Genomic DNA, 9,507 nt, shown 5'->3' with positions numbered 1-9,507 from the left:
TATCTTTATCGGATTGTTTGTTGTTTACCTGTTTTGGCTACTCATTCGGGCGCTCAACATGGAATTGCTTGACACCTTAATGGGACAATTCCTTGGCGTTGGTGTATTAGCCTTGATTGTCGTCTTTCAGCAGGAGATCCGGCGATTTCTGTTATTAATCGGAAGCAACAACCAGGTCAATAAACTGTTGGGGATGGATAAACTGTTTGCCTCCGACAAATTTAGAACAGCTTCAGAAGACCAAATTCGCATGATGGTTAAGGCATGTGAGAGCATGGCGCGAACCAAAACGGGGGCATTAATTGTTATAGCTCAGAAATCGGAATTGCGCGAGTATGTTCGCACAGGCGAAAAGCTCAACGCCCGAATTTCGGATGCACTGCTGGAAACCATCTTTTTTAAGAATACCCCTTTGCACGACGGTGCTGTCATCATCATCGGAAACCGGATTGTTGCCGCCCGATGTATTTTGCCGGTATCCAACAAACGGGATATTGATCCCAACCTGGGTCTACGTCACCGGGCAGCTGTAGGGATAACAGAAGAAACAGATGCCGTAGCTATCATCGTATCCGAAGAGAAAGGGAAAATATCGATCGCCCGTGCCGGCCATGTACAAGTAAATATTTCGCAAACCGAGTTGACGAAAATATTAGAACAGGTACTTCATCCTACAGATCACGATATCAACTAGAATGAAAGAAATTATTGTTTTACATAGCGACAATATCAAGATAACACTATTTCAGTTGATCATCTCGATATCCATCCTGATATCGGGTATAATCATTGTGTTGACCTTGAATAGTCTTGTGCGGAAAGGTGGTGCCAAATATCATTTTGATCCTCGCTTTGCCCGCTTTGTAAGACAAGGAATCCGGGTTACCAGTTACCTGATCATGCTTGGATTCATCTTAGATGTCTTAAAAATCAACTATCATCAATTTTTTGATTACGCAATTTACTCGAACAAAGAATATAAAGTAACGATAAAGAGCCTGATCGGCGCGATTATCATCATCTACATCACGCGGATTCTTATCTATGCGCTGGATTACTGGATGGATCGACGCATCTCCACCAAACGTATGGATCGAGGCCGGGGAAAATCGGTCGGGCAAATCATGAAGTACCTGGTTTGGATACTTGGTTTTTCAATCATTGCCAGCTCTTTGGGGCTCAACATGACTTTCGTTATTGCCAGTGTCTCAGCCCTGTTGGTTGGTGTTGGCTTTGGATTACAGCATATCTTCAACGATTTCTTCTCTGGCATCATCATCCTATTTGATGGTTCTGTCAAAATAGACGATATTGTTGAAGTTGAAGGAACCATTGGCCGGGTATTGACGATCGGCCTGCGTTTCTCCTCTGTTTTAACGCGCGACAATGTGGTTATAATAGTGCCAAACTCGCGCTTCACCACCGAGAAAGTTATCAACTGGACACACAATATGGAGTCAACACGCTTTCATGTAAATGTAGGCGTAGCTTACGGCTCCAACGTTCGTTTGGTCGAACGGATTTTGCTTAATGCAGCCAATCAGCATAAGGAAATCGTTCAAACTCCTAAGCCATTTGTCCGCTTCAACGATTTTGGTGAATCCTCACTCGATTTTCAATTGTACTTTTGGACCATAAACGATTTCATGGTCGAGAATATCAAGAGTGATCTTCGTTTTGTGATCGATGATGAGTTCCGGAAGAACAAAGTTGAAATTCCGTTCCCTCAACGCGACCTTCATCTTCGATCGAAAGATTTTGAATAGAACAATTTGGGTTCTTTCAATCTTTTTATTTACTGATTATAAAAAGCAATTCTATATGTCTTCAAAAAACAGAATAACTGAATTATTTCAGATCAAATACCCAATTGTTCAGGGTGGAATGGTATGGTGCAGCGGTTGGAAACTGGCTTCAGCGGTGAGTAACAACGGCGGACTAGGCTTGTTGGGAACGGGATCGATGCACCCGGAAACACTCCTCGAACATATTCGGAAAACCAAAGCAGCTACTGACAAACCTTATGGGGTTAACGTTCCGCTTTTTTATCCCGAACTGGACAAAGTGATGGAAATCATCGAGCAGGAAAAAGTGCCAATTGTGGTTACTTCAGCAGGAAGCCCGAAAGCCTGGACACAATGGCTACATCAGCGGGGTATTCTGGTTGTTCATGTGGTCGCCAGTGCCTTCTTTGCTCAAAAGTGTGAAGCTGCGGGGGTTGATGCCATCGTTGCTGAAGGTTTTGAAGCAGGGGGACACAATGGCCGCGACGAAACAACAACTTTGACCTTAATACCATCGGTGCGTAAAGCAACCTCAATGCCGCTCATGGCTGCCGGGGGGATTGCCAACGGACAAGCTATGATGGCCGCCATGGCCCTCGGTGCCGATGGTGTTCAAATCGGATCGCGCTTTGCCATTTCACAGGAATCATCCGCACACGATGCGTTCAAAAAACTGGTTGTTGGTATGAAAGAAGGTGACACTAAGCTTTCACTTAAGCAGCTGGCTCCGGTTCGGCTAATTAAGAATGAATTCTTTAACCGGGTGGCAGAGATGGAAGCACGTGGTGCTTCACAGGAAGAATTGAGCAAGCTACTGGGACGCGGTCGTGCCAAAAAGGGCATCTTCGAAGGTGATTTGGATGAAGGTGAATTAGAAATCGGACAGATCGCTTCAATCATTGATGACATCCCTTCCGTAGAAGAAATAATGAAAAAACTGATCGAAGAATACAGCCAAACCCGTCAGTTAATTGTTGAAGGTTCTAAATTCTCGTTTTAACTAATTTATGATTGAATTTTCAAGACACCGTTTGGAGAATGGTCTCGACATCATTCTATATCCGGATTATTCCACCCCCATGGTAGCGATGGATATTTGTTACCATGTTGGGGCAAAGCACGAAAACCCGAACCGAACGGGTTTTGCACATTTGTTTGAGCACCTCATGTTTGGGGGCACCAAGAACATTCCTGATTACGATATTCCACTGCAATTGGCCGGTGGTGAGAATAATGCTTACACCACCAATGACTTAACCAATTACTACCTGACTTTACCAAAGGACAACCTGGAAACTGCCTTTTGGCTGGAGTCGGACCGGATGTTGGAACTGGACTTCTCACAGAAGAGTCTGTCAGTGCAAAAGAATGTCGTGATTGAAGAGTTTAAGCAACGCAATCTGAACCAACCCTATGGCGATGTTTGGCCTTTATTGCGCGATTTAGCCTATACCAGCCACCCCTATCGCTGGACAACCATCGGAAAGGAAATCAGTCATATTGCAGATGCCAGTCTGGAAGAGGTCAAAGACTTTTTCTACCGCTTTTATGCACCCAACAATGCGGTGATGGTATTAAGCGGAAACATCGATCGAAAGCGATGTTTGCAACTGGCTGAGAAATGGTTTGGCAGCATTCCCAGACGCGACGTACGAAAACCGGAACTACCGGCAGAACCGGAGCAAACTGAATTTCGGGAGCTCACTGTTGAGCGCAAAGTACCCGACTCAATGCTCTACCTGGCTTTCCATATGAGTGACCGCCGCACCCGCGAATACTATGTCTGCGACTTAATTTCAGATGTTCTCTCGTCGGGAAATTCGTCGCGCCTGTACCAAAGGTTGGTCAAGGAAGAACAGCTCTTTGTTGAGCTCGACGCCTATATTTCAGGGGATCATGATCCTGGCTTATTCATCGTTTCCGGCAAAATGGCCAAAGGGATCAGCATTGAAACAGCGAAGAAAGCAATTTGGGTGGAGCTGGAAAAGATGCAACAAGATTTTGTTGATGACCGCGAACTTGAAAAAGTAAAAAATAAGCTGGAGGCCAATCATGTATATGCACAAATGGGCTATATGAATATGGCTCAGGAATTGGCAAGCTACGAAAATATCGACCGGGCAGAAATGATGAACGACCAGCAGGACTGGTATCGTTCGGTAACCGTCGAAGAAATTCGCCAAACCGCCCACAAGATTTTCCGTCCCGAGAACTGTTCACAATTAAATTACCTGGCACAATGATGATAAACCGAGTAACAGCACCTGCCTTACACCCGATAGGTAAACCAGACCTTATACAGCCGGTGAAGCTTCAGCTTACAAATGGCATCCCGGTTTATTCGTTAAAGGCCGGCAAACAGGAAGTTTGTAAAATTGATTTTGTCTTTAATGCCGGTGTTTGGTACCAGCAAAAGCCTTTACTAGCCGCATTAACCAATGCGATGTTACAAGAAGGGACGACCAACTATACAGCCGTCGAAATTGCCGAGATATTTGATTTTCACGGCGCCTATCTTCAATGTACTGCCGACTATCACAGTGCAACCATCTCAGTGATTACGCTGGATAAACACATCGACAAGTTATTGCCGGTTGTGGAAGATATGCTGAAACGAGCTTTATTTCCGGAGAAAGAATTTAAAAACCTGTTGAATCGCCGCAAGCAACGTTTCATGCTTGAAATGGAGAAAGTAAAGATTCTTTGTCAGAAGAAATTCTCTCAGGTCTTATTTGGTGATGGCCATCCTTATGCCTTAGCCTTAAAAGCCGAAGACTTTGATGATGTAGATCTACAAGAGTTCGTCAATTACTATCAACAGTATTACCACGCTCAAAACTGCGAAATTCATTTGGCCGGGCAATTTACCGATGAAATCCTTCAGCAACTGGATCAACATTTTGGGGGAGATGATTGGAACGGCAAAGCTGTAGAAACGTTGCAATATCAACCAAAGACGTCTTCAGGAAAGTTGGAACGGATCCATAAAGAAGGAGCCATCCAGTCGGCCATTCGTGTGGGGAAACTACTCGTAGACAAGCAGCATCCGGACTACTTTGGATTACAGATTTTGGTAACCATCCTTGGAGGCTATTTTAGTTCACGTTTAATGCTGAATATTCGTGAGGACAAAGGCTACACTTATGGCATTGGCGGCAATTTTATCAGCCTGAACCAAGCCGGCTATCTGTTAATTGCCACTGAGGTTGACAAATCGTATGAAGAGTCAACGCTAAAGGAAATTACATCCGAAATTGAGCGATTACAAAACGAGCCGGTACCTGACGATGAACTGGAACGCGTTCAACAATACCTGACCGGCGAATTCCTACGCGAGTTCGATGGTGCATTTTCATTAGAGCAAGCTTTCCGTAACCTACATGATTTTGGGCTGGATTATTCATTTTACGATGACTATCACCAGGCAATTCAGAATATAACAGCAGCCGATTTGCAACAACTGGCACAAAAGTACCTGCAACCCGACAGCCTTTACACTGTCATTGCCGGACAGTAGGCGCCGCTGACGAAAAAATTTAAAAGTCCTCCCGAATTCACTTTGGGAGGACTTTTTATGTAGTGAAAGCTCACAAATCAGGAAACCAGGCACAACATCTTCGCCATTTCCTCGGCAATAATTTTCACTCCGATTTCTATTTCAGACGGATCCGCATTCGTGAAGTTCAGACGGATATGATTACTCCCTTGCCCCTTGGTGTAAAACGAATTGCCCGGAACGAAAATCACACCGCGCTCCATGGTACGATGGATCAATTCGTCGGCACGTAAACCATCCGGCAACGTAAGCCAGATGAACATGCCTCCCGTTGGCGAAGTTATTCTCACCTCATCGGGTAGGTAACGCTCCAGCATCTCCACCATACATGCTGCCTGATTGGCATATTTCCTGCGAATTCCTTGTAAGTGTTCATCCAGATCATTGTTTGTCAGGTAATGGTGCAGCACATATTGAGTCAGGTTATTGGGATGCAAGTCGGATGCCTGCTTTGCCTTATCGAAGTGCGGAACCAATGCCGGTGGCAATACCACCCAGCCGTTACGCATACCGGGAGCTACCATCTTTGAAAAAGAACCGGTCCAGGCAACGTTATCGGGGGCAAACTTACGAACCGGTGCCGGAAACTCATCTCCAAAGCAGATCTCATTATACGGATCATCCTCAATCAACAGCTGATTGTATTTACGCATTAGCAAAGCCAAATCCTTGCGTTTCTCCAATGAATAGCTGATACCCGATGGGTTTTGCGCATTCGTCACAGCATACATCAACTTGATGTCATCGTTCAAAAATAAGTTCTCAACCTGCGACAGATCGGCACCATCTTCCAGTAAATCAACTTCGCGAAAGTCGGGTAAATAAGCCGACATGGACTGAATAGCCCCCAGATAGCTCGGTTTCTCAAGGATAACACCATCACCCGGATTAATCAACAGTTTCGACAGGATATCAATAGCTTGCTGCGAGCCATTGGTAATAACCACCATCTCAGGGGTAATCTCCATATTATACTTAGCAGAGTAGCGGGTGGCGATCCATTCACGCAACGGATAGTAGCCCAGCGACCCTGCATATTGCAAGATGGTGCGGCCTGCCTCGGCCATCACAGCACGAGTACTTTCGGCCAGCTCCTCCACCGGAAACAGTGAAGGGTTGGGTAATCCGCCGGCAAACGATATCATTTTCTGCTGCCCTATGGCATTTAAAATACTCCGAACAAATGAGGCCGGTATGTTCCGGTATTGTTCGGAAAACTTTTCTTCGGGAAACTGATCTTCCATAGTGTGATATTTAAGTTTTAGTTTTTAATCTTTTTACCCTAAATCCCCTGAAAGGGACCTGACCTCCCAGACTGCAGCTGAAGAAGTCTGAAGTAACAAAGCACCTTGTTTATTAATTTAACCGGCGTTCGCTACCTGGTAATAAAAAAGCCCTTTCCGTAGGCTGACCACAACGGAAAGGGCTTTGCTTTATGCAATACGATCCCGCTCCTATGTGGCTAACTCCACAAGGACAAGCGCGACGGCCGCGACAATCATATGTACTAAAAATCGATTCATTCTATTCTTTAAAAGTTCATCAATTATCACGATGGAGCTGTCAATAAAAAAGGCCACCCTCCGAAGAGAATGGCCTTGCTCCAAGCAATTTAATATTTTGCATCCATACTCTTCCCTAGCCTATCACGGAGACCGCGAGTGCCACGACAAGAATCGTATGAATTGTGTTTTTCAGCATTGTTCTCACAAAGGAAAAAGAATTTGCCTACCGGCAATGCCTTTGGTTCATTTTTTTCAATCTTAAGTCGAAAGAATTAAACTATGACGGCGAATGTTAATTTTCTGGTACTGTTATTTGGGGCAAGAAAGCTTCACCCAACTCTGCTTTCGGGACAACCACTTCGGCCGGTCCACAGGCATAAGCTCCTAATTCGTATTGTTCATATTTAAAGCAAACTGCTTCCTGTGTGAAGTTAATGGCCGATACCAGATCGAGCGTTGGTGTACCATCAAAGCATTGCGAAGGATTGTCGAAATGTTGCTGCAACAGCTCATCAATTTGGTTTGATTTGCTCAAATCCAAAACTTCCGATGTTGTCAGCATTTTTTGCCTGGCCACATCGTAATTAAACGCCACAAAATTGGTCATCCCGTGTGCTCCGCCGGTAAAGCGATAAACCGATAACCGGAGGCTCACAAACTCGTCGGTAGCCATAAACACGCTATCGCGAATCCCCAATTCGTATGTCCATTCAGGGCGATCGTAACCATCTTTTGCAAAACCTTCGAAAACTTCCTTCGACTCGGCCTTCACCGAATCCTGCAAAGCCGATACATAAGCAGACACCTGTTGATTAAAAAGGCTAAGACTTTGCTCAATTTGAGAATCGGATGATGAAAAAACCGGATATTGCAGATCAATGTCCCAATAGTTATCCTGATTCACATTCGATTTATGCAGAATTGACAACTGCTGGATCGTAGGTTGACAAGCCTGTAAAATAAGCATGAACACGACTAAAGCGAAAAAGCCTGGTTTGAAGAAAAATACTTTTGTAGTCATATCGCATTTCTTGTTTACCTCTACAAGATAGACAAATTCAAATGAGTGCGAAATCCTCCTTCAGCTTTTTATTCAAGCAAAAATGCCGAAAAATGGGATCCTCACAACCGATAGCGGAACGAAATTTGTTAAGAATGGCAAAGAAAAATTCGCACAACGCGATTGAATTGCTAACGTACAGTAAAACAAACACACGACTGATGAGAACAAATCGAATAATCCTATTGATCTCTATCGTGGCTTTGGCAGCAACTTCGTGCGCCCCTTTTTATAAATGTGGCGAAGCCAAACCCGAAAATATGTACTTTCTGTCCAAACGAGCCATGTCGCTGCTCGAAGAACGCGACAGCCTGTGCTATGCACTGGACGACCGGACGAATGAAGTCGCGAACCTCCACCAGAATATTGACGGGCTGAACAGCGATATAGACAATCTGAAAGCTTCAATTCGTGAGGTAGAGCAAAAATATAACGACCTGATGAGTGAGAAACTATCAGAGTCGGAGCAGTTTAACCTGGCACTGCAACAAAAAACCAAAGAATTGAACGAGAAAGAACATCTGCTTGAGGAACGGGAAAAAGCACTGAATGATCTGCGCAAGGTCATTGCCCGCCAGGACTCGGTCACCCAACGCCTGAACAACGTAATCCGCGATGCGCTGCTGGGCTTTAAATCCGACGAGCTCTCGGTTGAAGTGAAAAATGGCAAGGTTTACGTTTCCATGTCGGACAAGCTGCTGTTTAAATCAGGAAGCGCAGCGGTTGAAGCTAAGGGTAAAGAGGCATTGAAGGTATTGGCGGATGTGCTCGACAAGAATCGCGATATCGACATTCTGGTTGAAGGCCATACCGATAGCATTCCGATACACACCGCCAAATACCATGACAACTGGGATCTGAGTGTCGCACGAGCCACCTCGATTGTACGCATTTTAACAACCGAGTACCAAATCGCACCAACCAGGCTAACAGCTTCTGGCAAGGGCGAATATTCGCCCAAAGCGAGTAATTCTACACCTGAAGGCCGGGCACAAAACCGCAGGACCGAGATTATCCTCTCACCTAAGTTGGACGAGATTATGCAATTACTGAAAATGGAATAATAAACAGGCCCTTATTTTAGGTTAGTTTTTGTTGAAATGAGCTCCCGACTTACTCGGGGGCTTTTTTGTGAAAGTATCTTTGGAGTTTGGAGTTTCGAGTTTCAAGTTTCGAGTTTCAAGTTTCGAGTTTCAAGTTTCAAGTTGTGGTCATAGGTACCCTCTTATAGATCAGGGGCTGTTACTCGTTACTCTTCTCTCAACTGCCTTCAAATGTTTTCAATTGTTTTCTTTACGGGTTTGCCGTGCACGGGCCACTGCATTTACTTCCTTCAGATAAGCGACTATTTGAGCAAAACTTTCTTCATAATTTTCAGCATCCAGTTCAGCATATATACGGTGCAAATCCAGTAATTTTTCAAGCTCGGGTATGTACTCAGGCCTAATCTCTGATGCCGAACGGCTTGTTTTAGCGGCTTCAGCTTTTAGCTCGGCACTTTGTTTATTCAACGCATCAAACTCTTGCTGGGCTGTTTTTAACGATTCATAATACTTCAGAATACCCAAGTCGGTCATTGCCTGCTGGTTTTCCGCTTTATCC

9 protein-coding genes are annotated in these 9,507 nt (G+C 44.7%); 6 read left to right on the top strand and 3 right to left on the bottom strand.

Going from position 1 to position 9,507, the window contains the following annotated elements; translation table 11 throughout:
- The 5 genes from cdaA to AC37HE_RS13730 form a co-directional block, all read left to right on the top strand.
- A partial coding sequence (cdaA, locus tag AC37HE_RS13750) for a diadenylate cyclase CdaA (RefSeq protein WP_500783424.1) occupies positions 1-694 on the top strand: 694 nt, incomplete at its 5' end.
- Position 695: 1 nt separating this feature from the next.
- On the top strand, positions 696-1,766 hold the full coding sequence (locus AC37HE_RS13745) for a mechanosensitive ion channel family protein (protein ID WP_500783423.1): 1,071 nt from the start codon (positions 696-698) through the stop codon (positions 1,764-1,766).
- Positions 1,767-1,821: 55 nt separating this feature from the next.
- Positions 1,822-2,784, top strand: a complete 963-nt coding sequence (locus AC37HE_RS13740) for an NAD(P)H-dependent flavin oxidoreductase (protein ID WP_500783422.1) — start codon at positions 1,822-1,824, stop codon at positions 2,782-2,784.
- A 7-nt stretch (positions 2,785-2,791) separates the two neighbouring features.
- Complete coding sequence (locus tag AC37HE_RS13735) at positions 2,792-4,027, top strand: M16 family metallopeptidase (protein ID WP_500783421.1); 1,236 nt, start codon at positions 2,792-2,794, stop codon at positions 4,025-4,027.
- The gene (locus AC37HE_RS13730; protein WP_500783420.1) at positions 4,024-5,301 is read left to right on the top strand and encodes a M16 family metallopeptidase; all 1,278 of its coding nucleotides are present in this window, start codon (positions 4,024-4,026) and stop codon (positions 5,299-5,301) included. Before AC37HE_RS13735 ends, AC37HE_RS13730 begins: the two co-directional genes overlap by 4 nt.
- 77 nt (positions 5,302-5,378) lie before the next feature.
- On the opposite strand, the gene AC37HE_RS13725 is transcribed toward AC37HE_RS13730, so the two are convergent.
- On the bottom strand, positions 5,379-6,584 hold the full coding sequence (locus tag AC37HE_RS13725) for an aminotransferase-like domain-containing protein (protein ID WP_500783419.1): 1,206 nt from the start codon (positions 6,582-6,584) through the stop codon (positions 5,379-5,381).
- 553 nt (positions 6,585-7,137) lie between these two features.
- Complete coding sequence (locus tag AC37HE_RS13720; protein WP_500783418.1) at positions 7,138-7,866, bottom strand: DUF3298/DUF4163 domain-containing protein; 729 nt, start codon at positions 7,864-7,866, stop codon at positions 7,138-7,140.
- A 134-nt stretch (positions 7,867-8,000) separates the two neighbouring features.
- On the opposite strand from AC37HE_RS13720, the gene AC37HE_RS13715 reads away from it, so the two are divergent.
- Positions 8,001-8,969 carry an OmpA/MotB family protein gene (locus tag AC37HE_RS13715; RefSeq protein ID WP_500783417.1) on the top strand — a complete coding sequence of 323 codons (969 nt, stop codon included), beginning with the start codon at positions 8,001-8,003 and terminating at the stop codon, positions 8,967-8,969.
- Positions 8,970-9,185: 216 nt separating this feature from the next.
- On the opposite strand, the gene AC37HE_RS13710 is transcribed toward AC37HE_RS13715, so the two are convergent.
- On the bottom strand, positions 9,186-9,507 hold a 322-nt coding region (locus AC37HE_RS13710), incomplete at its 5' end, for a DUF6261 family protein (RefSeq protein ID WP_500783416.1).

The organism is Mangrovibacterium sp., assembly GCF_059905295.1.
This window is presented reverse-complemented; position numbering and strand designations above follow the sequence as displayed.